This is a genomic window from Botrimarina colliarenosi, from assembly GCF_007859955.1.
GTDB lineage: Bacteria > Planctomycetota > Planctomycetia > Pirellulales > Lacipirellulaceae > Botrimarina > Botrimarina colliarenosi.
In genome coordinates this window covers 257944-283327 of the sequence record NZ_SJPR01000001.1, presented here as the reverse complement: position 1 = coordinate 283327, position 25384 = coordinate 257944, and the positions used below count along the sequence as shown (strand labels likewise).

24 protein-coding genes and 1 pseudogene are annotated in these 25384 nt (G+C 64.7%); 19 read left to right on the top strand and 6 right to left on the bottom strand.

The genetic code is table 11. The features are described from left to right. Positions 1 to 45: 45 nt before the first annotated feature. The 3 genes and pseudogenes from Pla108_RS01130 to Pla108_RS01120 all read left to right on the top strand — a co-directional run bounded on the left by Pla108_RS01130 (position 46) and on the right by Pla108_RS01120 (position 2465). Positions 46 to 1407, top strand: coding sequence for a hypothetical protein (locus tag Pla108_RS01130; protein WP_146441696.1), 1362 nt, complete (start codon positions 46 to 48; stop codon positions 1405 to 1407). 46 nt (positions 1408 to 1453) lie between these two features. After that, positions 1454 to 1675: pseudogene (locus Pla108_RS01125) on the top strand (DALR anticodon-binding domain-containing protein); the annotation flags it as partial. A 139-nt stretch (positions 1676 to 1814) separates the two neighbouring features. After that, entirely contained in the window at positions 1815 to 2465 is a 651-nt protein-coding gene (locus Pla108_RS01120) for a zinc ribbon domain-containing protein (RefSeq protein WP_146441693.1), read from the top strand. 135 nt (positions 2466 to 2600) lie between these two features. Here the strand turns inward: Pla108_RS01120 and Pla108_RS01115 are convergent, their stop codons facing one another. Next, a complete protein-coding gene (locus Pla108_RS01115; RefSeq protein ID WP_315851597.1) occupies positions 2601 to 4346 on the bottom strand; it encodes a glycoside hydrolase family 2 protein in 1746 nt (581 codons plus the stop codon). A gap of 412 nt (positions 4347 to 4758) precedes the next feature. Here Pla108_RS01115 and ffh point away from each other — a divergent pair, with 412 nt between their 5' ends. The 9 genes from ffh to Pla108_RS01070 all read left to right on the top strand — a co-directional run bounded on the left by ffh (position 4759) and on the right by Pla108_RS01070 (position 13054). Then, positions 4759 to 6237: a signal recognition particle protein gene (gene ffh / locus Pla108_RS01110; protein ID WP_146441686.1), complete on the top strand. Its 1479-nt coding sequence runs from the start codon at positions 4759 to 4761 to the stop codon at positions 6235 to 6237. A 284-nt stretch (positions 6238 to 6521) separates the two neighbouring features. Next, positions 6522 to 8585 (top strand): hypothetical protein, encoded by a 2064-nt coding sequence (locus tag Pla108_RS01105; RefSeq protein WP_146441682.1) that lies wholly within the window; start codon positions 6522 to 6524, stop codon positions 8583 to 8585. Between the two features lie 224 nt (positions 8586 to 8809). Continuing rightward, entirely contained in the window at positions 8810 to 9277 is a 468-nt protein-coding gene (rpsP, locus tag Pla108_RS01100) for a 30S ribosomal protein S16 (protein WP_146444394.1), read from the top strand. 40 nt (positions 9278 to 9317) lie between these two features. Further along, positions 9318 to 10004: a tRNA (guanosine(37)-N1)-methyltransferase TrmD gene (gene trmD, locus Pla108_RS01095; RefSeq protein ID WP_146441679.1), complete on the top strand. Its 687-nt coding sequence runs from the start codon at positions 9318 to 9320 to the stop codon at positions 10002 to 10004. A gap of 138 nt (positions 10005 to 10142) precedes the next feature. Next, positions 10143 to 10523 (top strand): 50S ribosomal protein L19, encoded by a 381-nt coding sequence (gene rplS, locus Pla108_RS01090; RefSeq protein ID WP_146441676.1) that lies wholly within the window; start codon positions 10143 to 10145, stop codon positions 10521 to 10523. Between the two features lie 238 nt (positions 10524 to 10761). After that, positions 10762 to 11178, top strand: a complete 417-nt coding sequence (locus Pla108_RS01085) for a YraN family protein (RefSeq protein WP_146441673.1) — start codon at positions 10762 to 10764, stop codon at positions 11176 to 11178. A gap of 223 nt (positions 11179 to 11401) precedes the next feature. Beyond that, positions 11402 to 11959: a GYF domain-containing protein gene (locus Pla108_RS21565; RefSeq protein ID WP_390614929.1), complete on the top strand. Its 558-nt coding sequence runs from the start codon at positions 11402 to 11404 to the stop codon at positions 11957 to 11959. Continuing rightward, the gene (yidD, locus tag Pla108_RS21560) at positions 11926 to 12282 is read left to right on the top strand and encodes a membrane protein insertion efficiency factor YidD (protein WP_146441670.1); all 357 of its coding nucleotides are present in this window, start codon (positions 11926 to 11928) and stop codon (positions 12280 to 12282) included. The genes Pla108_RS21565 and yidD overlap by 34 nt, the downstream gene beginning before the upstream one ends. Before the next feature lie 445 nt (positions 12283 to 12727). Beyond that, positions 12728 to 13054 carry a four-helix bundle copper-binding protein gene (locus tag Pla108_RS01070; protein WP_146441667.1) on the top strand — a complete coding sequence of 109 codons (327 nt, stop codon included), beginning with the start codon at positions 12728 to 12730 and terminating at the stop codon, positions 13052 to 13054. Positions 13055 to 13240: 186 nt separating this feature from the next. Here Pla108_RS01070 and nadA read toward each other — a convergent pair whose 3' ends face one another. Then, the gene (gene nadA / locus Pla108_RS01065; RefSeq protein ID WP_146441664.1) at positions 13241 to 14404 is read right to left on the bottom strand and encodes a quinolinate synthase NadA; all 1164 of its coding nucleotides are present in this window, start codon (positions 14402 to 14404) and stop codon (positions 13241 to 13243) included. 450 nt (positions 14405 to 14854) lie between these two features. On the opposite strand from nadA, the gene Pla108_RS01060 reads away from it, so the two are divergent. From Pla108_RS01060 to xerC, 6 genes are all read left to right on the top strand, one after another. After that, entirely contained in the window at positions 14855 to 16489 is a 1635-nt protein-coding gene (locus Pla108_RS01060) for a S1 RNA-binding domain-containing protein (RefSeq protein WP_146441661.1), read from the top strand. Positions 16490 to 16898: 409 nt separating this feature from the next. Further along, positions 16899 to 18272, top strand: coding sequence for an arylsulfatase (locus Pla108_RS01055; protein WP_146441658.1), 1374 nt, complete (start codon positions 16899 to 16901; stop codon positions 18270 to 18272). Positions 18273 to 18437: 165 nt separating this feature from the next. Further along, positions 18438 to 18707, top strand: a complete 270-nt coding sequence (locus Pla108_RS01050; RefSeq protein ID WP_231934232.1) for a hypothetical protein — start codon at positions 18438 to 18440, stop codon at positions 18705 to 18707. 147 nt (positions 18708 to 18854) lie between these two features. Continuing rightward, positions 18855 to 20012 (top strand): hypothetical protein, encoded by a 1158-nt coding sequence (locus tag Pla108_RS01045; protein ID WP_146441652.1) that lies wholly within the window; start codon positions 18855 to 18857, stop codon positions 20010 to 20012. A gap of 157 nt (positions 20013 to 20169) precedes the next feature. Continuing rightward, a complete protein-coding gene (locus tag Pla108_RS01040) occupies positions 20170 to 20415 on the top strand; it encodes a hypothetical protein (protein ID WP_197526124.1) in 246 nt (81 codons plus the stop codon). 106 nt (positions 20416 to 20521) lie between these two features. Beyond that, a complete protein-coding gene (xerC, locus tag Pla108_RS01035) occupies positions 20522 to 21421 on the top strand; it encodes a tyrosine recombinase XerC (protein ID WP_146441649.1) in 900 nt (299 codons plus the stop codon). Positions 21422 to 21531: 110 nt separating this feature from the next. On the opposite strand, the gene Pla108_RS01030 is transcribed toward xerC, so the two are convergent. Continuing rightward, a complete protein-coding gene (locus tag Pla108_RS01030) occupies positions 21532 to 22524 on the bottom strand; it encodes a PEP-CTERM sorting domain-containing protein (RefSeq protein ID WP_197526123.1) in 993 nt (330 codons plus the stop codon). Between the two features lie 347 nt (positions 22525 to 22871). Between Pla108_RS01030 and Pla108_RS01025 the strand changes: the two genes are divergently transcribed. Continuing rightward, the gene (locus tag Pla108_RS01025) at positions 22872 to 24284 is read left to right on the top strand and encodes a sigma-54-dependent transcriptional regulator (RefSeq protein WP_146441643.1); all 1413 of its coding nucleotides are present in this window, start codon (positions 22872 to 22874) and stop codon (positions 24282 to 24284) included. Here the strand turns inward: Pla108_RS01025 and Pla108_RS01020 are convergent. The 3 genes from Pla108_RS01020 to Pla108_RS01010 are packed head-to-tail and all read right to left on the bottom strand — an operon-like array spanning position 24281 to position 25336. Next, complete coding sequence (locus Pla108_RS01020) at positions 24281 to 24583, bottom strand: type II toxin-antitoxin system RelE/ParE family toxin (RefSeq protein WP_146441640.1); 303 nt, start codon at positions 24581 to 24583, stop codon at positions 24281 to 24283. The two genes, Pla108_RS01025 and Pla108_RS01020, sit on opposite strands and share 4 nt — an antisense overlap. Next, positions 24567 to 24833 carry an addiction module protein gene (locus Pla108_RS21555; RefSeq protein ID WP_146441637.1) on the bottom strand — a complete coding sequence of 89 codons (267 nt, stop codon included), beginning with the start codon at positions 24831 to 24833 and terminating at the stop codon, positions 24567 to 24569. Before Pla108_RS21555 ends, Pla108_RS01020 begins: the two co-directional genes overlap by 17 nt. Further along, complete coding sequence (locus Pla108_RS01010) at positions 24830 to 25336, bottom strand: DUF6960 family protein (protein WP_146441634.1); 507 nt, start codon at positions 25334 to 25336, stop codon at positions 24830 to 24832. The genes Pla108_RS21555 and Pla108_RS01010 overlap by 4 nt, the downstream gene beginning before the upstream one ends. Positions 25337 to 25384 lie beyond the last annotated feature (48 nt).

The window sequence follows — 25384 nt, the reverse complement described above, 5'->3', positions numbered from 1 at the left end:
CCAGGAGATGTTCTCTGGAGCAGCACTTTTCCCGGAACCCGCGCCATGAACAAGCTTCTACCGCTGTCGATTCTGCTGGCGATTTCAACGCAGCAGGCGGTCGCCGATTATGTCCTCCGCGAAAACAACTACAATGTCGCTCGCTACAACGATGAGGGCGACTTGGTTCATCGCTACGGCGGGTATGACGCGCGATACGTTAATCCCGAAGGGACGGCACTTTTGCCGAACTTCTTTGGTATCGTTGGTCTGGTCCCAATCGACAACGTGTTTGCACCGATCCTCGGTCCCGATGGCGCCGTTTATGTTACGACTCAACAGTTCGCTGCACGTGATGTCTATCGATTTGATCTGGAGACGGGCCTAGAAATTGGCTTGAAGGGGCTGCAACCAGTGGGAGGGCCGTATCCCTACTTACGTTCGCCGCAAGAGCCCGTCGCTGGCCTCGCCGGCCTCGCCGAACTATCTGTTATCCCCGGCCCGGGTTTTGGGGATGCCGGCAGCGCCGCCTACCTGAGCACAAGTTACCTATTCACCGGATTTTTTTCGCCGTTCGCCTTTGGTGACGATGGTTACGGGTACGCCATTGCGACGTTCAAACAAGCCGAATTCATGTCCGCGACGCTTACAGGAAAAGCCAGTCCCTCGGTTTCTGTGAGTTCTGACACCGAAGTTGTCTTCCCTGTGCGTTTCAGCGTAGATGGCACTCCAGCGAATCCTGGATTGCTAACCGCGGAGCAACTCGCTTCGATCCGTCCAGAGGACCGCTATTCTATCAATTTTGGAGCGCAAGTCGTTCGACCCGCCTCCTTGATGGGCTTTGAATTGGCCCCTCCTCCGGGCGGAAATGGCGAGGGCTCATCCGCTTTCGCCCCGGATGGGGCGTTTTTGTATAGCAATGGCGATACCCTCCAGCGGCTCACGATCACCGAAACGCCTACCGGGCCGACCTACACGGCGGAAGAACTGCTCACCGATGTCGGGGCGTTTGTCTTCGGCCCGGATGGCAGAATCTACTTTGAGCAGAACAACCAGATTTCCGTCTACGACTACGGGCAATCTGGCGCCATTGAACTACTTATCGACCTCAACCCTTTCGCGCCGCTGGAGTTCGCTGGTCATTCGAATCCGCTGATCCGCGACTCCCTCGGCGTCGCTCCTTTCTTCGACAACTCGGGGCATCTGCTTGTGCCCGTCACAGACTTCGATCCCACCAACCCCGCTCGCCGGTCGCAGTTGCTCGAGTTTGACGCCACAACCGGCGCCTTCGTCCGTGTGGCTGTTGATGTGGCCGGGGGACCTTTCGGCGGCGGTTTTTACGTACCTGTTCCTGAGCCAGCAACAGGTGGAACGCTCCTGGTGCTTCTCGCCGCGCTTGCGATGGGTCGCGTAACGCACCGCCGATAGGAATCCGCCCTGAGTAGCGTCTGCGACAAGGAGGCTCCGATTCAGCGAGACGTTCCAGTGCGTCGCCGCCGAGTATCGCCCTCACTACCTGACGGGGTGCCTGTTCGACGTAGCGCCACGGTTCGCGGAGTTCTTCGAGAAGTGCCCCGTTTTGAAGGCCGACGACGAGGCGACCAAGGCGAGCCGGCTGCTGCTGTGCGACTTGGTGGCGCGGACGTTGGAGACGGGCCTGGAACTGCTGGGCATCCGCGTAGTTGAGCGGATGTAGCCGTCCCGCGTCGCTGTGTGAAGGCGGCCATGTCGTGTCCTTGGTGGCTCCTTCGTCGAACCGGCATGCAGGGCTGATCGTGGCTCGCGGTGATTGCCGATATCGTTCGATAGATATCCCAATCGATCGAGGTTTCGGCATGGAACGCCAAGACGCTAGCTCCACCGGCGCAAAGTTCTGCTCGCAATGCGGGCGCCGCGCGCAGGGCAATTTTTGCTCCGGCTGTGGGCATTCGCTCAACGCGGCGGCGGACGACGTGAGCGATGTCGTTCTCACGATCGAGTGGCGTGACGAGATCCGCTACGAGGTGATTGCTAGCGTCCCCGAAGTGCAGCAGCGGCTTAGCCAGGCGGCGAAGCAGGTGAAGAAGGGGCTTAGCGGGGAGCAGGTTCTCTCGCTTGCTGAGAACCTCACGCCGGGCGTGCCGATGGAGAAGCTGGCCGGCATCGTGCAGCCGCTTTACGCGTCATGGGGCGTGAAAACCGGGAAGGAGCGCAGCGACGTGGTCGCCGCGCCGGTGGGCGAGGCGATCGTGCGGGTGCTGTCCTCATTGGCGCGGCGCGGGCAGGAGGTGCTGAGCGTTGAGCAGCACGACGACGGTTGCACCGTCACCGCGACGCTGCCCTCGGACGTGTGGGCCCTCGGCGGCAAAATGACCGTCACGGTGCGTCGTGACGAGCGCGGCGCGCAGATCGACGCCGCCACCCTCATTGAGGGGCAGTGGATCGATTGGGGGAAGAGCAAGCGGCGGTTGGAGCTGCTCTTGAGTGACGTGCGCGCGGCGGCGTAGCACAACAAGGCGAGCCGGGAGCGTCAGCGACCGGAGGGAACCCGTGTACCCGCTTCACCCCCTCCCCTAACCCCTCCCCACAAGGGGGAGGGGGATTAGTCGTTCGTGACGCTACCCGCGGCTAGCGCCGACGGCTCATTTTTTTTCTTTGCTGAAGAGCGACTTCTCGGCGATTTCCGCCAGTTCCTTCGCGGGGATCTTTGTGACGCGGCGGTCGTACGTCAGCAGGCCGTTGATCTCGCCTTCGACGTCGGTCGTCTGTGTGTAGACGCCCGCCGCGATGCCCTTGTCGCGCAGCTCGGCTAGCTTGCGGAGTGACTCGCGGTAGCGGTCGAGGTACTCGGCCTCGTCTTTGGGCAAGCCGCCGTAGCCCCAGTTGTGACTGCCGGGGCGCCAGAGGTGACCCTCGACGGGGAAGCCGTGGCCGCCGAACTCGCCGACGACTTTCACGAAGCCATCGAATCGGCCACCTTTACCACGGCCGAACGGGAAGTCGGGGTGCGGGTAGGCGTGGTGGTCGACGATGTGGCCGGCGGGCCAGAAGTTGCCGCCGCTGGCGACATTCACGATCCGCGACGGGTCACGCTTCACGAGCCACTCGCCGACCTCGACGGTGCGGTGCTGGCCCCACGCTTCGTTGAATGGCACCCAGACGACGATCGAGGGGTGGCTGTCGAGTTCATCGATCATCCGCTCGAGCTCGAGCATCCACTGCGCGTGCCGTGCGTCGGGCCAGTTGGCGTCTTCGGGGTTCGGCGCGAGGCGCGTCCACTTCGGGTTCGGGCCGCCGCTCACCTGGTCCTGCCAGAGCATCATGCCGAGGCGGTCGCAGTGGTAGTAGTAGCGACGCGGTTCGACCTTGATGTGCTTGCGGATCATGTTGAAGCCCGCGTCGCGGAGGTACTCCACGTCGGAGAGCATCGCCTCGTCGGAGGGGGGCGTCAGCAGTCCGTCCGGCCACCAGCCTTGGTCGAGCGGGCCCCAGTGGAAGATCGGCTCGCCGTTGAGCGTGAGCAGCAGGTTGCCGTCCTTGTCCTTCGTCGTGCCGACCGAGCGGATGCCGGCATACGACTTCACTTTATCGACGACCTTGCCATCCGGCGTGGTGAGCGTCAGTTCGAGTTCGTAAAGGTGCGGATTCTTCGGCGACCAAAGTTTGGCGTCAGGGACGGTCAGCGTTACTTCGTCGCCGCTTGCCGAGTTCGCGACGACTTCCTTGCCATCCTCCAACACGCGCACGGCGAACTTGTAGTCACTGTCCGCTTCGACATCGGCCTTGATCTTGATCGTTCCCTCGTCGGCGTCGGTCGTCATGTCGAGGTCGGCAATCCAGGCGGCGTCGACTTCTTCGAGCCAGACGGTCTGCCAGATGCCCGAGACGCGCGTGTACCAGATGCCGTTGGGATTGCGGACCTGCTTGCCGCGGAGCTGCCAGTCCTCGGTGGCGTCGACGACGCGGACGACCAGTTCGTTCTCGCCCGACGTCAACGCGTCGGTGACATCGAACCAGAACGGCGTGTTGCCGCCGCGGTGCGAGCCGACCGACTTGCCGTTGAGCCATACTTCGCAGGCGTAATCGACGGCCTCGAAGTTCAGCAGCGTGCGCTTGCCCTCGGTCTTCTTCGCATCAAATGTGCGGAGGTACCACAGCGCTTCGTCGCTCTGCAGCTCGCGCTTCACCCCGCTGAGGTGCGACTCGAGGCAGAACGGCACAAGGATCTCGCCGTCCCACTTCTCGGGCTCGGCGACCGACTCGCTCGGCGTCACGGCGTAGGACCACTCGCCGTTGAGGTTGGTCCAGTTCGTCCGTTCCAGCTGCGGGCGGGGATACTCCTGCCAGACGTTGTCGGCGGTGACCTTGTCGCCCCAGGTGGTCGTCATCGGTTCAGCGGCCAGCGAAGCGGCTGCGGACGAGAGACAAATGGCTATCGAGAGAGCTTGCTTGTACATGCTGCCAGTAGAGGTGAGAAAGCGATACGTGTTCCGAGGAGCGGGTCAATCGGCCCGGCAGGGCGTCGCCTGAGGCGGTCTACCATAAACCAAGCGGCGGGCCGGGCGTGATAAGCCACCGTGCGCGAGGCACGAATGCGGGTCGGTCTCCCGACCACCGCCCTGAAAAGTCCGGGGCTGGGCCGCTCCTAACAGTTAATGCCGCCTCAGAGCCCAATCTGAATGCCTAAATTGCCAAAAGCGGCGACGGGACCGCCGCCGATTGCCGGGCCGGGTCGAAGCCCCGTAGACTATTGGGTCCGCTCGCCACCGCCCCAATCGCCACAAACCCGTTCTGCCAAAGATGTTCGATGCCCTTCAAGAGAACCTCGGCGCCGCGTTCAAGACGCTCCGCGGCCAGGGGAAGCTGACCGAGGGGAACATGCGCGACGGGCTCAAGCTCGTCGAAAAGGCCCTGCTAGAGGCCGACGTCAGCTACGAGGTGGTCCGCACCTTCATGAAGCGGGTCGGCGAGCAGGCCCTCGGCGAGAAGGTCCTCGGGTCGCTGCGGCCCAACGAGCAGGTGATCGGCATCGTCTACCAGGAACTCGTCAACTTGATGGGCCCGGTCGACCACTCCCTGCACCTCAAGGGCAAGGGGGACGTCACCGTCCTGATGATGTGCGGCCTCCAGGGGTCGGGTAAAACCACCACCTGCGGCAAGCTCGGCAAGATGCTCAAGGCGAATGGCCGACGGCCGTTGCTCGTGGCGGCCGACCTCCAGCGCCCCGCGGCGATCGACCAGCTGCACGTCTTGGGCGAGCAGCTCGATATCCCGGTCTTTAGTGACCGCACCACGCAAGACCCGGTCAAGGTCACCGCCAACGCGGTTGAGCGGGCCAAGAAGCTCGAAGCGGATGTCGTGATCCTCGACACGGCCGGCCGGCTGCACATCGACAGCGAGTTGATGGACCAGCTGAAGCGGATCGATCAGCGCTGCCACCCCGATCAGATCTACCTGGTGGTCGACGGCATGACGGGCCAGGACGCCGTCAACAGCGCCAAGGCGTTCAACGAGGCGCTCGAGCTCGACGGCGTCATCATGACCAAGCTCGACGGCGACGCCCGCGGCGGCGCGGCGATCAGCGTCAAAGAGGTGACCGGCGTCCCGCTGAAGTTCATGGGGACCGGCGAGCACCTGGAGAACCTCGAACCGTTCCATCCCGAGCGGATGGCGGGCCGCATCCTCGGCCAGGGCGACATGATGTCGCTCGTCGAGAAGGCGCAGCAGGAATTCGATCAGGACGAGGCCAAACGCCTGGAAGAGCAGCTCGCGAAGGGCGAGTTCACGCTCGACGATTTCCTGAAGCAGATGCAGCAGATCAAGCGGCTCGGGCCGATGAAAAAGGTGCTCGGCATGATCCCCGGCATGGGATCGATGCTGGGCGACCTCGACGAGCTCGACGCCGAGGGCGACCTCCGCCGCCTGCAGGGGATCATCCACTCGATGACCCTCAACGAGCGTCGCAAGCCGAAGACGATCGACCAGAGCCGCCGCCGGCGGATCGCCGCGGGCGCCGGCGTCGAGCCGTCGGCCGTCAACGACCTCGTGAAGCAGTTCGACACGATCGCGCCGATCATGACCGCCATGGCCGGCAAGGGGATGGGCGACCGGATGAAGATGATGAAGCAGGTCCAGTCCGAGATGGCCGGCAACCCGGCGGGGATGCTCTCCAAGAAGAAGCAATCGACCGGCAAGCGGCTCTCGACGAAGGACAAGGCGCAGGCCCTCAAAGAGCGTCAGAAACGGCTCAAGCAGCTGAAAAAGCAGAAAAAGAAGTAGCCTGGCGCCAATGCGCTCGGGTAGGCCTACGTTGTAAATCGCGGGCTCAACCGAGGAGCGCGCATTGCGATCAGCGGAGAGCCGACGGCGCGCGTTGTGGGAGTCTCCCGGTGTACGGCATCAGCCCCCGTTTTGCGACACCGCCCCCATCGCCACTCCTACGGTGAGTAGGGTGATGGGGCGCCCTCGACGGAAGCTGGCGGAGGGCGCCCTTATCCGGCATCTCACCTCCGAGGAGACCTCCCCGCATGCGCCTTGTCGCGATAGCGCTGTTGATCGGCCCGATGTCCGCTCGCGCCCAGGAGACCTTCTCGTTCATCGGGCCCGCGGGGACGGCGTCGTGGACTTCGGCCGCCAACTGGTCGGGCGGGAGCGGCGCCTTCAGCTCGTGGCCAGGCGAGGCGCCGCAGCCCGGCTTTCGCGACAACGCGACGGTTGTCGGCAATTGGCCGATGGGCAACACGGTGGATCTCGGCTCGACAAGCGTCAAGCTCGACGTGTTGCGCATGGGCTCGACCGGCCTCGGCGCTACGACCATCGCCGGCGCCGGCGGGGCCACGCTCACCGCCAACCAGATCGAACCCGCCGGCAGCCTCTTCGCTACCAACCGCTTAACCGTCGACCTGCTGCTCGACGGTTCGCTGCAGTTTTCCAACGCGACCAACGCGATGACTCTCGAGGGGAGCCTCATCAATGGAAGCCCCGACGCATTGCAACGCACCGTCACCAACAACACCGATCGCTCCCTGTTGGTCAACGGCCCGGTGATCCTCTCGGACACCCCCGGCGCCGCCGGCGACCTCCGGTTTGTGAATGGGGGCATCTCACAGATGGTCCTCAATGGCGTGATATCTGACGGCGCCGCCCCGGGCGGCCGCGTGATCTTTGCTCGCGGCAACTTCGACCACGTCGCCCCCAACACCAATACAGGCGTCACCCAACTCGGTGACAACGACCCCAACGTCGGCTCGACCCACACAATCCACACCGACACCTCACTAGGCCTCGGCCGGATCGCTATCGGCGGCGGCAACGAGCTGAAGGTGATCCGCGGCGCCGATGGCAAAGGGACCCGCACCCTCGCCAACGAGTTCCAGATCGCCCGCGACGTGGTCTTCTCAGGATCGCAGGCGATCGTGCTCAACGGGACTGTGTTCCAGTCGAACGGCCGTAGCGTGATTAACCAGATGAGCGCGACGACGACGCTCACCTTCAATGGCCCCATTTACGCCTCGAACACGACCGATGTCCGCGAATGGACCTTTGACGGCGTTGGTCAGACCATCGTCAACGGCGTTATCGACGACTCCCTGACGGCGCCGCTCCTGACCGGGGCGTCGGTCGCCAATCGCGGCCCGGGCCGGACGATCCTCACGAACCCCGCCGTCGCCGCCTACGGGGGGGCGACGCGCGTCGTCGAAGGGGTGCTGCAACTCGGCGCCGGCGGCGCCGCGGTCGGCCTCAACGGCGACGTGGTCAACGGCTCGGCGACGCTCGAAGTGAACCACTCCGGCTCGCTCGATTTCAACACGCTCGTCGCTGGATCGCTAACGTTTCGCCACACCGGTTCGGGCGTGACGACGCTCTCACGCAAAAACACCTCGACGGGACTCTACGAAGTCAGCGGCGGGACGTTGCTGGTGGACGGCAGCGCAGGTGCGGTCACTGTTTCCCACGCCGAGTTGGGCGGGACGGGCTCCCTCGGCGCCGTGACCGCCCAGAACCAAGGCGTCATCGCGCCCGGTTCGGATGGCGTCGGCGCTCTGGCGGCGGCCTCGCTCAGCATGCAAGCGGGCAGCCTGCTGAAGATCGAGGTCGGTTCGGCGTCGCACGACGTGCTGAGCGTCTCCGGCAACGCGTCGCTTGATGGCGAGTTGGCCTTGTCGCTCGCTGGGTATCCCGCCGACCCGTTTGCGGAATTGACGGTGCTCACCGCCAGCGCCCTTTCGGGGTCGTTCTCGAACATCACCAGCGGCTCGCGGCTAGCGACGATGGATGGCTTCGGGTCGTATGTCGTCAGCGTCGATCCGCTGGCGGGCGAGGTGCGGCTCTCCGACTTCGAGTCGGCGGTGCTGCTGGGCGACTTCAACGACGACGGCCTGGTGGACGCCGCCGACTACACCGTCTGGCGGGACAACCTCGGCCAGCCCGCCGGCGCCCTGGCGAACGACGTCGACGGGGCCCTTCAAGGGGGTACGATCGGCCCGGCCCAGTACGACCGCTGGGCGGCCAACTACGGGGCGACTGCCGCACCGACCGTCGCCATCCCCGAGCCCGCCACGCTTGCTCTGGCGGCCCTATTCGCCACCGGCGCCGCGGCCCACCTCCCCCGTAAGAAAACGCCCTGAGCCGGGGGCGCGAGCCCCCGGAGTGGGCCGGGTACCAGCTACGCTCCGGGGGCTCGCGCCACCGGCTCAGGACCAGTTGCTGGCATTCATGGCCATCAGGGCTTGTGCGATGGGGTCTCCTGTCGCCATACTCACGAATTCCCCTACAAAATCTGGCTCTAGCAGGGTCCCACTGGCCCGCGGAGCGACTGAGGAGACTAGCGACCGTGGCAGTTCGTATCCGCATGAAGAAGATGGGCCGCGCCCACCGGCACTTCTTCCGTATTTGCGCCACCGACAAGCGCTCGCCCCGTGACGGGCGTGTGCTCGAGGAGCTTGGCACCTACGACCCGATGGTCCCCGACGCCGACGCGCGGGTGCAGCTCAAGCGTGAGCGGGTCGATTACTGGATCGGGGTCGGCGCGACGCCCTCCGAGAAGGTCGCGATCCTCCTCAAGAAGTACGGCACGGGTGGCACGCACCTCGACGCCCAACGGGCGGCGCTCGAGAAGCTGTCGATGCCGGCCGAAATCCCCGACGCAGGCGAGCCGGTGAGCACGCCGCAGAGCGCGGAAGAAGCCGCTGCCGCCGAGGCCCCGGCCGAGGAAGCGACGGCCGAAGCCCCCGCTGAGGACGCTCCTGCCGCTGACGAAGCCCCCGCCGAAGAGGCGAAGGCTGAAGAAGCCAAGCCAGAAGAAGCTAAGGCCGAGTGAGGTTGACCGCCGCTTGCGGCTCGTAGGTCGGGAGAGCGCCATGCGTTTCGACGTGCTGACGCTCTTCCCGGAGATCTTCTCCGGCTACCAGACCCAGAGCCTCCTCAAGCTGGCGATCGATCGCGGCCTGACGTCGGTCCACCTGCACAACCTGCGGGACTGGGCCGTCGGGAAGCACCGACAAGTCGACGACAAACCCTTCGGCGGCGGCCCCGGCATGCTGCTGATGCCCGGCCCCGTGGTCGAAGCGGTCGAGGCGGTTCAGACAGCGGACGACGCTCCCCCGGGGCGCCTCCTGCTGATGAGCCCCCAAGGCCGGCGGCTCGACCAGCCGTTTGTCGAAGACCTGGCGACTTCCGAGCGACTACTGCTACTGTGCGGCCGCTACGAGGGCTTCGACCAACGGGTCGTCGACCTCCTGCAGCCCGAAGAGGTGTCGATTGGCGACTACGTCCTCAACGGGGGCGAGGTCGCCGCGATGACGATCATCGACGCGGTCGTCCGGCTGGTGCCGGGCGTCCTCGGCGACGAAACCAGCAACCAAGAAGACTCGTTCAGCCGCGCCGGCCGGACCCTCGAGTACGCCCAGTACACGCGACCCCGCGAGTACCGTGGCCTCGAAGTCCCTGAGGTGCTGCTGAGCGGAAACCACCCCGAGATCGCCGCTTGGCGTGAGGCCGACGCCCTCCGCCGCACGGCCGAGCGCCGCGGGGCGGCGGAGTCCTGAGGCTTGAGACCAGAGGGTTGTGCTAGCGGGCCTGTCTCGGTACGCCAACCAACCCTCACGACTCAAGTCTCAAGCCTCACTCACCGATCCAAAGCGAACCTAGCCCGAATCACACGGCCCCCCAACCGAAGCGAAGCCATGTCCGCCCATCCCCTCCTCGACATCGTCGAAAAAGCGTGCCTCAAGACCGAGGACGTGCCGCAGTTTGACATCGGCGACACCGTCAACGTCCACACGCGGATCCTGGAAGGCAACAAAGAGCGGATCCAGGTCTTCAGCGGCGTCGTGATCGCCCGCAGCGGCAGCGGCTGCAAGGAGATGTTCACGGTCCGCCGGATCGTCAACAACGAGGGCGTCGAGCGGAAGTTCCCGATCCACTCGCCGCGGATCGCCCTGGTCGAGGTGACCCGTTCGGCCGTCGTCCGCCGGGCGAAGCTGTACTACTTGCGTGATCGGGTCGGCAAGGCGACCCGCCTCCGCGAGCGTCGCCGCGACGTGGCCAAGGGCGCCAAGAGCTAACAGCCGCTCGCGGCTTAGCGGTCAGCATTCAGCATTCAGCGATCAGCTTTCGGCCTCCGGGCTGAAAGCTGATCGCTTTTTTCGTATCCCCCTCCCCCTTGTGGGGAGGCCCCTTTTTTGGGGAACGGGGGGAGGGGGGCTGCCCCGGTTACCCGCTCCTATCAAAGTGAACCACGAAGGAACAAAGGAACGAAGTTTTCCTTTGTTCCTTCGTTCCTTTGTGGTTCAACTGAGAGCCATGACTTGGCTCTCGTCTCTTCAACGCCCGCAGCCCCTCGGTGAACGTGGCGAGCATCACGCCGCCCGGCTCCTACGCCGCAAGGGCCACCGCGTCCTGCTGGCCGGCGAGCGGAACCGCTTCGGCGAGCTCGACCTAGTGACGATCGACGAGCGGACGCCCGAGCGGCGCCTCGTGTTCGTCGAGGTCAAAACGCGCCGCAACGAACGAGCCGGCTCCCCCGCCGAAGCGGTCACCCCCGAGAAGCAGCGCCGCCTCACGCGCGCCGCCACGTCCTTCCTACGGACGCACGACCTGCAGGATCACCCGATACGTTTTGACGTGGTGGCAATCGTTTGGCCGGTGGAAGCGAAGCGGCCGGTGAAGGTGACGCACATCGAGGGGGCGTTTCCCCCCAACGCTTCTCAGAGATCTTGAATGGGCAGGCTGTTACGGTCAGCGGGCCGGAGCAGACGGTGGGCAGTTCCGTCGCGTTGTCGAATCACTGCTTCCTGTCGAAACTTCGCTTCGCTTGTCTTGAATGGCACGTTTATTTCCGAGGCAGAAACGGTCGGAGTTTGGGGTATGTGCTTGCTGATAGAATATTCCCCGACCATACTTTCTGCGATTTCTGCCTTGTCTGCATTACGGAGATATCTTTGTGAGCGTACGGTGGTACTACCAGCATAGGAGCGGTGTGCATGGCCCAGTCAGCTCTGCAGAGTTAAAGCAGTTGTGTGCGAACGGGGTTTTAGATTTAAGCACGCCAGTCCAAAGAACTAGCGACAATGGAGAAGTTTCAGAATGGGTGGCAGCTTCGAGTGTGAAAGGACTATTTGTTGGAAGTCCGTTGCTCCCAGCCCCTTCGCATTCTCATTCTTTGCCTGAGCAGACGCCCGTCATTGCATCTCGTATTCAGCAAGATGTGGGGGAAAGATTTGTAGTAAGCTCAACCGTAATTGATGAGCAGTATAAAACACTAGGGCTCGTTGTGGGGTTCTCAAGCCGAACTGAGGGCTGTGGTGGTAGCGTTGATGTCGAAAAAACCTACCGGCAAGCCTTGGATCGATTGATTGAGTCGGCGAAGTCGAGGAGTGCGAATGGACTAATAGGCGTAAGCTTTCAGAATCGAGTCGCTAGTTCGACATCTTGCATTGGGCAACAGCAAGTATTTGAGGTCTTCGCATGGGGAACGGCAGTAACGTACTTCGAGAACTGATCGACTGCGGATTGACTAGGATTGCGATCGCCGCGGTGATTCTGTACCGAGTCTTTGTGTCTAAGCGTCTCAATCGTACGTGCCTCTTTAGCCCTTCGTGCTCACGGTATGGTCTAGATGTCCTTCGGAGATATGGGTGGTCAGCTGGAGGTAAGTTAGCATGGCGCAGGATTCGAAGATGCAGTGGCGATCACTCGCTGCGAACGGATAAGGGTGGGCTTGTAGAACTTGTCACCTTTGACGATCGAGTATTCCGTAATCGAAGGTTGTCGGATTACTCCAAATCACGGCTCTCGGGATTTATTTCGGTGAGTTCTGGCTGATGGTTGACAGCGGACTCTGCAGCTAACGTAGGCCGGGACGAGCGTCAGCGATGGTCCGGCACGGTCATACGCAACGCGCTGTCTGCCGGGCCTTCGCTGCGCTCGTCCCGGCCTACGGACTCGGGTGGCCCCGACAATCGCTCGAAAGCGGTTGTCCCTTAGCCGGCCGTCTCGCTCGCGACAGGCGGTGCCACCCAACTAACTGGTTCCTGTACCGGCGCTACCGATGGGCCTTCGGCGCCATCCTACGCCGGCGCCTCTGCGCGGAGCGGCAGCTCCATCCCCCCTGTCGCCAGCATCCCCCTATCTCCTTTCCTAACGCCGCCGCCGAAGCTCCGACGACTTGCGTCGCCGGCTCGCGGGGGCGGGTTTGGCACATCGCTTGCAGCGCAGTGATGCGTGTTTTTCCAGAACATCTCCTGCCATACCCCTAAAGGAGGACGAGATGGCGACTGCGACCGCGAATTACCAGGAATGTATCGATGCTTGCAACGAATGCCTCGCCGACTGCCTGGCCTGTGCGGCGGCGATGATCGGTGAAGAGACCAAGAACGACTGCCCCAAGTGTTGCCTCGAATGCGCGGCGATTTGTCGGGCTTGTGTCGAGGTCATGGCGATCGGCGGCGAACGGGCAGCGGACCTGTGCAGGATCTGCGCGGACGTTTGCGAGCACTGCGCCGAGGAGTGCAGCGCTTACAAGCACAAGCACTGTCAGAAGTGCGAAAAGAGCTGCCGCCGCTGCGCCGAGACCTGCCAAGCCGTCGCGGCTTGAGTCACGTTGGCGTTCTGTCGAGCGGGCGCAGAAATGCGTCCGCTCGTTTTTTTCTTTAGGTTACAGGGGAGTAAGCGACTGCGCACGGAGCGGCAGCTCCATCCCCCCTATCGCCAGCATCCCCCTATCTCCTTTTCCGAACGCCACCACCAAAGCTCCGACGACTTGCGTCGCCGGCTCGCCGTCTTATTTGACTTCGAGCATTCGCTCTAGGGCCACTAAGCTCCAGCGCGCCGTCTCTTCATCGACTTCGATCACGTTGATCGGCGTGCCGGCGGCGAAGTTTTCGAGCGTCCAGCAGAGGTGCGCTAGGTCGATGCGGTACATTGTCGCGCACATGCAGACCACCGGCGAGAGGAAGTGAACCTCTTGCTCGGGGTGTTCTTGCTTGAGGCGGTTCACCAAGTGCAGCTCGGTGCCGATCGCCCACTTGCTGCCGGCCGGCGCTTCGCGGACCGCCTTGATGATCGCGCCGGTGCTGCCCGACTGGTCGGCCAGCTCGAAGACCTCTTGCGGGCACTCGGGATGGACCAGGATCTGGATGCCGGGGTGGTTCTTGCGGAACAGCTCGACGTGCTCCGCCTTGAACATCTGGTGGACGCTGCAGTGGCCGCGCCAGAGGATCACCTTCGATGCGGTGATCGCCTCTTCGGTGTTGCCGCCGAGCTCTTGCTCGTGCGGGTTCCAGACCGGCATGAGCTCGTTGACGATCCCCATCCCCATGGCCGTGTTGCGGCCCAGGTGCTGGTCGGGGAAGAACATCACCCGATCGCCCCCCTTGCCGCCGTTCGATTTGTTGAAGGCCCATTCGATGGCGGCCTTGGCGTTGCTGCTGGTGCAGACGATGCCGCCGTGCCGACCGACGAACGCCTTGAGGCTGGCGGCCGAGTTGATGTAGGTGACGGGGATGAGCCGTGTGGTGTCGATGACCTCGGAGAGCTGGTCCCAGGCGTCCTCGATCTGATCGATCGCCGCCATGTCGGCCATGCTGCAGCCGGCAGCCAAGTCGGGCAGGGTGACCGTGACGCGGCGGCCGCCGCGCTCGGCGAGCTTCTCGGGCCGGTTGGCGAGGATGTCGGCCGTCTCGGCCATGAAGTGGACGCCGCAGAAGGCGATCATCCGGCAGTCGCTGCTGTCGGCCGCCATCTGGCTGAGCTGGTAGCTGTCGCCGCGGAGGTCGGCGAGCTCGATGACTTCGTCCTGCTGGTAATGGTGGCCGAGGATAAGCAGCTTGGGCCCGAGCTCGTCGCGGACCGCCTGGATGCGGGCGTGGAGCTCCTCATTCGAGAGCGACTTGTACGGCTTCACGCCGTCGAGGGGGGGCTGAACAGCGAGCGGAGCGGCGGGCATTGGAAGAGCCGTTTCGAGCGAATAAGGGATATCGGTGACCCGATTATAGGGCAGGGGGTCGGTAATCTGGGGTCGGTAATCAGGAAGAGGGGGGCAGGGAGCCGGGAGACGTCAGTCCCCGGAGTGTGGCGGGCGCCAGGGCTCTCCTCCGGGCGCTGACGCTTCCGGCTCAACATTAATTAATCTCTGGCGGATGACTAATCTCTGGCGGATGACTAATCTCTGGCGGATGACGGGCGATCGGACTCCTGAATCCCTGCGTAAGCCACGTAAACTAGGCGAAAGGCAGCCCGATTAAATGCCCGAAGTCGGGCGGCGGCAAGTTGCAATCGTGGCTTGCGGGCGGGTACACTTCTCGGCTGATAGCGGCCGCGATCGGGCGGCCGCTCGATTGCACTAGCGGGGCGCCTAGCCGATGGGCGCCCAGGACTATTCGAGGCTGCGAGCGGGATGAACGACGAGACCAGTGTGGCGGAGTCGTCGCCGGAAGCGACGACGGAGCGCCAGGAACCCGTCACGGAAGTGTCCCCGACGAGCCCCGCGACGCCGCAAAACGCGTCGGCTGGCGCCGAGACGCCGGCGTCGGAGGCTCCCGCTTCGAACGGCGAGCGCCCCAGCGAGCGACTCCGTGTCGGCACGCAACGCGCTGAGGGCGACGCGGCCGCCCCGGCCGCCGACCTGCGTCCCAAGCCGGTCAACCCGGTCACCGAAGGGGAACCGCAACCGAAGTCGTCGGGCAAGCACTACCCGCCCCCGAACATCCGCACGGCGCCGACCGACGAGGAAGAAGCCGAGCTCGCCTCGCTGATGGAGGGCTCATCGGTCGATCAGGTCCTCGACTCCGAGCAAGCGGCCGCCCCGCAAGAGCTGCCCGAGGGCTCCAAGCACAAAGCTAAGATCGTCCGCCTGTCGGGCGACTCGGTGTTTGTCGAACTCGGCACGCACCTGCAAGGCGTTGTCCCCTTGAAGCAGTTCGACGCGAAGCCGGGCCAGCAGCCCGCCGCGGCGGTCGCGCCGGCGTCGGACACCGCGCTGCAGGCGACCGAGGGCGTCCCGGCTGAAGCCGAGCCCGATGTCTCGCACCTGCCGATCGAAGGCGACGAGATCGACGTCATTGTCACGAGCTACAACCCGGACGAAGGGACCTACGAGCTCAGCCTCCCCAGCGCGCCGCAGGACATCGGCGATTGGGACGAGGTCGAGACCGGCAAGATCGTCGAGGTGACGATCACCGGCAAGAACAAGGGCGGACTCGAGTGCAAGGTCGCCGGCATCCGCGGCTTTATGCCGACGGGCCAGATCTCGATCTACCGTGTCGAGAACCCCGAGGAGTACATCGGCCAGCGGCTGACCGCCGTCATCACCGAGGCGAACCGCGCCCGCAAGAACGTCATCCTCAGCCACCGCGCCGTGATGGAGCGCGAGCGGGCCGAGATGAAGGACAAGCTGCTGGCCGAGCTCGCGCCGGGTCAATTGCGGGAGGGCGTCGTCCGCTCGCTGCGGGACTTCGGCGCGTTTGTCGACCTAGGCGGCGTCGATGGCTTGATCCACGTCTCGAAGCTCTCGTGGGACCGCATCGGCCACCCGCGCGAGGTGCTCAGCGAGGGGCAGTCGGTCAAGGTGAAGATCGAAAAGATCGACCCCGCGAGCGGCAAGATCGCCCTCTCGTACCGCGAGACGGCCGCCAACCCGTGGGACTCGGCCGAGGCTGATTTCCCGGTCGGCTCGACGATCAAGGGCAAAGTCACCAAGACGATGGACTTCGGCGCCTTCGTGCGACTGGGGCCCGGCGTCGAAGGGATGATTCACATCTCCGAGCTCGACTACAAGCGGGTCCACCGCGTCACCGACGTGCTCAAAGAGGGGCAGGACGTCGAGGCGAAGGTCCTCTCAGTCGACCGCGGCAAGCAACGGATCGCGCTGTCGCTCAAGGCCCTGATGGCCGCCCCGGCGAAGCCCGACCCGAAGGAAGACGACTACCCCGTCGAGGAAGAAGGCCCGAAGCAAGAGCGGAAGGAGTTCAAGAACCTCAAGGGGGGCATCGGCGCCCCCAGCGGCGGCGAGAAGTTCGGCTTGAAGTGGTGAGCAAGCGCTAAGTCTCGCGCAGAGACGCAGAGAGCCAACACCCAACGGCGAGCCCTCGACGCAAGTCGAGGGAGTTCGATGGCCGATCAGGTTTCATCACTGCGCCATCGCATGCCGTGCCATCGCATGCCGTGCCATCGCATGCCGTGCCATCGCATGCCGTGCCATCGCATGCCGTGCTATCGCATTCCGCGAGGGCCGCTGGCGCTACTGGTGGCTTGCTTGATCATGCCAGCGATTGGTGTCGCAGTCGCGATCCTGCTGCCTGTCGTACAGTGGTTGCTCCGTTGAAACCAACCGGGCGCTATCGAGGCGAGCCGGAAGCGTCAGCGCCCGGAGTCGGAGCGGGTATACGGCGCACTCCGGGCGCTGACGCTTCCGGCTCTCCTCTTCTTGAGTAGGCAAACTCGTGAAGGTCACCGCCTTGGCGATTCTCTTCAGTTGCGGCGCCTCTTGTGCTGTCGCCGCCGACCGGCCACCGAACATCGTGTTCGTGCTGGCGGACGACTTGGGCTACGGCGACCTCGGCTGCTTTGGCCAACAGCAATTCACGACGCCGCGGCTCGACGAGTTGGCCGCCGAGGGGATGCGGCTCACGCAGCACTACGCGGGCAGCACGGTCTGTTCGCCGTCGCGGTGCGCGCTGATGACGGGGCTGCACACCGGCCACTGCCCCACCCGCGGCAACACCGAGCACCAGCCCGAAGGCCAGGCGCCGATGCCGGGCGACCTCGTCACGCTCGCCGATCGGCTGCAGGGCGCCGGCTACGCGACGGGGGGCTTCGGCAAGTGGGGGCTCGGCTACCCCGGCTCCGAGAGCGATCCACTCAACTCCGGCTTCGACCACTTCTTTGGCTACAACTGCCAACGGCACGCGCACCGCTATTACACCAACTACCTGTGGGACGACGACCGACGGATTGCGATCGAACCGGCGCAGTACACGCACGACCTGATCTTTGAGGAGGCGCTGGCGTTCATCCGTGAGCACCGAGAAGAGCCGTTCTTCTGTTTCCTACCGGTGACAATCCCCCACGCGGCGTTAGAAGTCCCGGCAGAGGCGCAGGCGCCGCTTCGCAAGCAGTTCGCGCAGTTCGATAACGTCGTCGGCAAGTACGCTGGCGCGAAAGTCACGAATCCGGTAGCGGCGTTCGCGGCGATGGTGCAGCGACTCGATGGCGATGTCGGCCGGCTGGTCGATTTGCTCAACGAACTTGGGATCGCCGAGAACACGCTTGTCGTTTTCACCAGCGACAACGGCCCGCACCGGGAGGGCGGGCACCGGCCGACGTTCTTCAACTCGAACGGCCCCTACCGCGGCTTCAAACGCGACCACTACGAGGGCGGGATCCGTGAGCCCACGATCGCCTCCTGGCCCGGCCACGTGCCGGCGGGATCGACCAGCGACTTCGCGTCGGCCGGCTGGGACTGGTTGCCGACTTTCTGTGAGCTAGCAGGCGTCGCGACGCCCGACGGCCTCGACGGCGTCTCGCTGGCGCCAACCCTGACGGGCTCGGGACGGCAGGCGCCGCACGACTACCTCTACTGGGAGTTCCACGAGCAGGGGGGCAAGCAGGCGATCCGTCGCGGCCCCTGGAAAGCGGTCCGCCTCGGCGTCGGTGCGAACCCTCACGCCACGCCCGAGCTCTACAACCTCGACGCCGACCCGGGCGAGACGACGAACGTCGCCAAGCAAGAGCCGGCAGTGCTGGCGGAGCTGGTGGGTCTGATGGAAGCGGCCCACACGCCGTCGCCACGTTACGACTTCGGGGCGTCGGAATAAGAGCGACCCTCACGCAAAGTCGCCAAGGCGCGAAGAAGCAAGATGGACATCGACCACGAACGATGCCTCCATTGGTTCCTTGAATCCATCACCTGGGAGGGAGGGCTTCAGCTTTCAATCGGGAGAGCCGTCTGGGAGCCGGAGGACGCTCAGGTCGAGGGGCGGATGATCTTCGTTTTCGACGACGTCCAGTCTTTCGCCTTTGTCGATGGCGCTTGTCTCTCGCGGTACTCGGATGTCGGAGACTACCAGCCCTTGTTTTGCGAACTACCGCACGACCGACAGTCGACTCATCTGCCTGACCACAAGATTTTCGAGGACCATCTCGACAAGCCGTTCCGTCGCTTTCGGCTAACGGCAGGGGATGATTCCATCGAGGTGCTGGTGCGGGACGGCTTGCCCCCGCGGATCGCTTGGACGCCTGCAACGCCTTGAGCTTTGCGCCTTGGCGTGATCCCCTCCCACGACTCTTTCTCGATTTCGGTTAAAGCGGTTGGGCCGGTTGCGACGATCCTTCCGAGGTAGGCGCGGTTGCGCCTCGTGCTAGCAGGGGGGCCTGCTGGCGTCACGACGCACGACTCGATGAATCGCGGCCCCCAATCCCTGCTGCTGGCCCTCGCGCCGCTGGTCTTCCTGGCCAGTGGGTGCTCGCTGCTGCTGCCGGAAGTGGCGCACCAGCCGGTGGTGCACAACCCGTTTCCGCAGCTTAGCCGCGTGGCGGTCGTTCCGTTCTTCAACCAGAGCGCCGAGCCGACGGTCGATGGCCGCGAGTTCGCGCTGGCCTACTACGCCGAGCTGCAGGGGATCCCCGGCTTCGAGGTGGTCCCCGTGGCGGCGGTCGAGGCCGCGATTCGGCAGTACGGGGTCACGTTCGACCCGCCCGAGCAAGCGGTCGAACAGGCCCGCTGGCTAGCGAAGAAGCTCGGCGTCGACGCCGTGGTGATCGGCACCGTGACCGACTACTCGCCGTACTACCCGCCGCGGTGCGGCATGCGGGTCGAGTGGTACGCGGCGAACCCCGGGTTCCACGAGATCCCGGCCGGCTACGGTTTGCCTTGGGGGACATCGCAAGAAGAGTTCATTCCGGATCGCTTGGTGTTCGAGGCCGAGATGGCGCTGGCCCGCGCGCAGATGGAGACGCAGTCGCCGACCGTTGTCAATGCGACCGAACAAGCGATCCTGTCGCCGCTGCGTGAGCCGATGGACCTCGATTCGATCCCGCCGATGGACCCGTTCGACGACGTTCCGCCGAAGCCGGTGGCGCCGCCAGCAAGGGCGGAAGAGCTCCCGACTCCGGGCGAAGACGCCGACAACGGCGCGGGCGCGCCCTTCAAGCAGGCCGCATACGAAGAGCCGATGAACGGCGCAACTGGCTCAGTCGATGCGAGCGGCGCCGGCGGCGCTTTCGAAATGACCGGCGCTATGCCACCAAATTGGCCGGATGCACGCGGCTTCACGCCTCCCGGCCCCACGCCGGTGCGGCCCGTCGCTACGCCAAACCCGGGTCCGGTTATGACGCACACGCGGGTCTTCCGGGGCAATGACCCCGAGTTCACTGTCGCGCTTGCCAGTTATGTCGATTTCCGGGACGACGCGCGGTTCGGTGGATGGCAATCGTATCTGTCGCGCAGCGAAGATTTCATCCGCTTTTGCTGTCATCAGCACCTCGTTGAGATGCTCTCGGCGCGCGGCGGCGGTGATGAAACGCGAGTGGTGCGTCGCTGGTCGGACGGCCGATAGTCCACTCGGCAGCGAGAGTTGTTGCGGAGTCAGGCTCGCAACGACAGCGGCGCCGAGCGGCGGCCCAACGGATGTGGGCCCGACCGTCGCGCAGCTTACCCCCTCGCGGCTCCCACCCCCCGCTCCCCTCGCTCGCGCCGCACGGAGGCGACCCGCCGTGAATGATGACGTCAATGTTCTGGCCCTCGTAAAGGGCAACGAACGCTACTTGTTCTTGTACTCCGACGCTCAGCAGGCCGAGGCGCTCCGCGCCCTGGGCCGGCAAGCGTCGAACCCCGAGCTGAGCTTCACTTGGTACGACGCCGCGGTCCTCAGCCGCCGCATCCGTAACGAGGCGACCAAGCACACCGCCGTGAACGACCGTTTGGCCCGCCGCGCGGCGCTGCCGAAAGGCGAGCTGTGAGACTCGAGTCCTGAGGCGCGAGGGCGGCGCTGGCGAATCCGTTCGGCAAGCCCCGTTCGGCAAGCCGAGCCCTCAGGACTCACCCCTCGATCCTCAAGCCTCTGGTATGCGTCGCCACACCGGACAGTTCCTGCGGCGCCTGCAGCGAGAGCGCGGCGCCTCTGAGCACACCGTGAAGGCGTACCGTGAGGACCTCTCGGCGCTGGCCGAGTACCTCGCCGACGAGGACGGAAGGACCCCCGATCCGGCGGCGATCACGGTCGCCGATCTGCGGGGATATGTCGCGGCCCTCGGCGAGGCGGGCTACGCGAAGTCGAGCGTCGCCCGGCGGATGTCGGCCGTGCGGTCGTTCTTCAAGTTCGCCCGCCGTGAGGGCTGGGTGCAGGCGAGCCCCGCCGACGCGCTCCGCAACCCACGGAAGTCGCGCAAGCTGCCGCACTTTCTGTCGAGCGAAGAGGTCGGGCGGCTGTTGACGACGCCGCCGGCCAACAAGCCGATGGGCCGCCGCGACCGGGCGCTGCTCGAGACGCTCTACTCGGCCGGGCTGCGTGTCAGCGAACTGGTCGGCCTCAACGACGGCGACCTCGACTTCCCGCAGGGCCTCCTGCATGTCCGCGGCAAGGGACGCAAAGAACGGCTCTCGCCGTTGGGGTCCTACGCGGCCGACGCCCTCCAGGCGTGGCTGGCCGACCGCAAGCTGGCCGCCAACGAAGTGAAAGGGGACGAGGCGCCCGTCTTCACCAACAAGTTCGGCCGACGCCTGACGACGCGCAGCGTCGCCCGCATGCTCGAGAAGCACCTGGCGACCGCGGGACTCGACCCGCGGACGTCGCCGCACACCTTGCGGCATAGCTACGCGACGCATCTCTTGGATCGCGGCGCCGACATCCGCAGCGTGCAGGAACTGCTAGGCCACTCGAGCCTCGTCACAACGCAGGTCTATACGCACGTCAGCACCGGCAAGCTCCGCGAGGCGTACGAGAAGGCGCATCCGCGGGCGGGCTAGCGTGCTCATGGCTTGTTGAATTCAAGAAAAGGCCCGAGGCTAGCGTCGACGGCTCAAGTCCGTATCGCTTGAGCCGTCGACGCTAGCCTCGGGCAGCACGTCTTAAGGATTCAACGCCGGCTTCTTACACCGACCAAAGCTAACGCCACTAGCAACGCCGTGCTTGGCTCAGGGACGGTTGAGAAACTGAAGTCGTCGAAGAAGTTCTTGCCTCCCACGCCCGCGCTCAAGCCGTCCTCGAGTTGCCAGCGTAGCACCGTGAATTCTCCCATCGACTGGCCCATCGCCGTGCCTGCCGGGACGAGATTCGACCAGGTGTTGGCCGAGACGTCGAAGTAGTCGATGCCAAATGTGCCGGCAGCGGTCAGGTCGAGATTGATTCGCACGCCGTCCCAGTTTGTCTGGTCGGCGACGAAAGATGTCGCGTTCCAAGGGTTGGTGGGGCTGTCGCGCCACACTACCGAGTTGTCGCGCAGGTAGCCCCACTGGAGGCCGATGTTGCCGATGCTATCGACCAATGACATGGTGAACTTATCCCCCGCCGTCCCGTCCGGGCTGGGGTTCAGCGTGTCGCCCGGATTGGGGCAGAAGTAGAAGCCCATCGAGACGGGCCCCGACGTGACGCTTGCCGGCGCCACGCCCAAGTCGTACTGATCGAGCAAATACTCGTGGACCATCGGCCCGGTGCCGAGCGGCGTGTCATTGCGGAGCGCGAGATTGAAATTGTCGGTCCGACCACCGGAGTGACCGCCGACGTTGTACGCGGCGAGAGCATTGGTGAAGCCGGCCGAGTAGGGCACCCCTTGGGCGACATACGCGGCGCGGTCGACCGGATTAGAGAAGTACCCGCCCGCCGGCCCGATCACTTTCCACGATCCCGAGTCGGCCGTGATCGTCGTCGGACCGCTACCGCCGCCTGCGTTCGCGCCGTAGGCGCCAGAGTTGTAGTAGCTGACATCGCCACGGATGTCGCCCGACTGCACCGCGTAGCCATCGGCGGGAACAAAACTACCAAGTCGCGCCAGGGCCGGTGTGACGACCCCCATAGACAAAGCCAGCGTCAGCACGCCCCACACATGGGCGCGCGAGAGGTTCGCGTTCATTAGCGCCTTCAGAAGAGAGAGAAGTGCCGCCGGGGTTGGACGCCCAGGTCGGCGCCGCGTTTTGCGTGGCGCGCGTATCCTACTGCTCGCCGAACCGAATGGAAGAGGCGCCAGACAGATTTGTAATCCGCCGAAAAATTCTTGCCGGCGTCTGGAGGCGGTTGATTCGGTGCGTCGCAAAGTCGCCAACATACCGGTCGGGTTACCGGAATAGCGCCGATTCTGTCGACAATCCGGCCCCAAATCGCCCTCCTAGACCGCATAGCGGCGTGCTTTTTTGACACACCCGGGGCGTGACGTAGGTTTTTGGCGACACCAGATCCCGTGCCAAACACCCCCTGTGCGTCATGTCTTCCAGCCGCCACGCCGACGTTCAAGGTTCGCTCTTGCTGGTCGACGACGACCACCAAGTGCTGGAGTCGATGGCTGACTGGCTCCGCGACCAGGGCTTCGCCGTCGACACCGCGACCGGCCAAGCCGAGGCGGTCGAGCGGCTCACCGCCAAGGGGTACGACCTCCTGCTGTGCGATATCCGCCTGCAGGATGGCGACGGCTTCGACGTGCTCGAGCAGGCGTTGCGCCGCCGCCCCGGGATGCAAGTCATCCTGCTCACCGGGTACGGCAACGCCGACTCGGCGATCGACGCGATCCGCGCCGGCGCCTTCGACTACCTGACCAAGCCGCTCATCGACGACGAGCTGCTGATGGCGATCGAGCGGGCCCTCTCGCAGAAGAAGGTGCTCGCCGAGAACACCGCGCTGAAGCAGAAGCTCGACCGCAAGCACGGCATGGGGCACATCGTCGGCTCCGATCAGCGGATGATGCGGGTCTTCGACATCATCGAGAGCGTCGCCGACACCCGCGCCACCGTCCTCGTGACCGGCGAGAGCGGCACGGGCAAAAGCCTGCTGGCCCGGGCGATCCACACCCGCAGCGACCGTCGCAGCGGGCCGTTCGTCGAAGTCGCCTGCGGCGCCCTCCCTGAAAATCTGCTCGAGAGCGAGCTCTTCGGACACGTCGCCGGCGCCTTCACCGGCGCGGTGAGCAACAAGGTCGGTAAGTTCCTTCAAGCGGATGGCGGCACGATTTTCCTCGACGAGATCGGCACCGCCACGCCGGCGATGCAGGTCAAGCTGCTCCGCGTGCTTCAGGAGCTGGCGTTCGAGGCGGTCGGCGGCAGCGAGACGCATCGCGTCGATGTCCGCGTTGTGCTCGCGACGAACGAGGACCTCGCCAAGAACGTCGCGGACGGGTCGTTCCGCCAGGACCTCTACTACCGCATCAACGTCATCAACCTCGAGATCCCGCCGCTACGGGGGCGGTCGAGCGACATCCCGCTGCTCGCCAGGAAGTTCCTCGACGAGGTCCGCGAAGACGCCAACCGGCCGAACGTCGAGGGCTTCAGCGACGACGCGGTCGCGGCGATGCAACGTTACAACTGGCCGGGCAACGTCCGCGAACTGCAAAACGTCGTCGAACGCTGCGTGCTGCTCAGTCGTGGCAATGTCATCGGTCTGCACGACTTGCCGCCCGAGATGCGGCTGCCCGGGCTGACAGGCGGAGGCGGTTCGACCGGCTACACCGGCCAGTCGTTGAAGGAGGCGCTCGAGGGCCCCGAGCGGGCGATCATCCTCGAGGTGCTCGAGCTCAACCAGTGGAACCGCAACGAGACCGCCGACCAACTCGGCATCAACCGCACGACGCTGTACAAGAAGATGAAGCGTTTGGGGTTGGAGGATCGGGCGCCGGCGGTGGGTTAGCGGTTTTCCCAGTAACCGGGCCGCTGAGCGCCGTGGCTGATCGAGTGGACGACCACTTCGTCTGAGAAAGCTTCGAAGATGATGACGTAGGGAAATCGCTTCACTAGCGCACGTTGGTACTTCCCCACAACGCCTCCACCTTCGTAGCGGCCAAATTGGCTCGGGTTATCCGCGATTCTACCGATCGCTTCATGAACCTCAGCGACAAAATCATCTCCGAGACCGAAGCTCTTTCGGTCGTACCACAAGGCGCCGTCGGAAAGCTCGACAATCGCCTCGGGATCAATCCTGATTCGCACGTTCGGCACGCTGCTGGTGGAGTGACTCTAGTACCGCCGCGTGAGCTACGTCCCAATCAACGGCGCGTGAAGGATCGTCCCGAAATGCTTGCGCCCTGCGGTCCAACTCTTCGGCGAATCCCGGGTCACCTTCGCTCATAACGCCTGGGGCGGGAACGCTATCCCAGAGTTCGCGAGCGATCCGCTCACGGTCGGGCCTCGGCAAGGCCAGGGCGGCTTGCAGGATGTCGGCGGCGGTGAGTGTGGTCATGGTTCCAGTATATCCAGATCTTCTGAGCCATCGAATCTCGGTTCGCGGCGGACTTCTTCTCGTGGCGTTGCCGGTTCGATCGGCTTGAGGTCGTGCGCCTCGTAACTCCGCTCCAGCGGCGTGTCGTCGCCGAGCGTCAGCCAGTAACGCACGACGCCGGCGTGCTCGTCCCAGTGCATGTCACGCACGTGGCCGACATGGGGCTCATTGGTCATGCCGCGGGAACGGACCTCGACCCAGTCTCCCAGGTCGATCCCCTCGTAGGGCGCCTCGCGCCACAGGGTCCGTCGGACCCGGATGGCGGTGTCGCCGTAGTGCAGGACAACGTAGCCGCCGCGCTCGCCGTCGCGCCGCCAGACCCGCGGGCTGGGGATCATCGACCGGGCGGTCGCGACATCCCCGGGATGGACCCAGTCGTCCCCGTCTTCGGGCCACCAGGGGTAGTAGCCGTACTTCGGATCGGTCTTGAGCGGGCTCAGCGGCGGAAGCGGGTCCTGCGGCATACACCGATTATAGGCGAGCCGGCGACGCGAGTCGCCCGAGTGAACCCG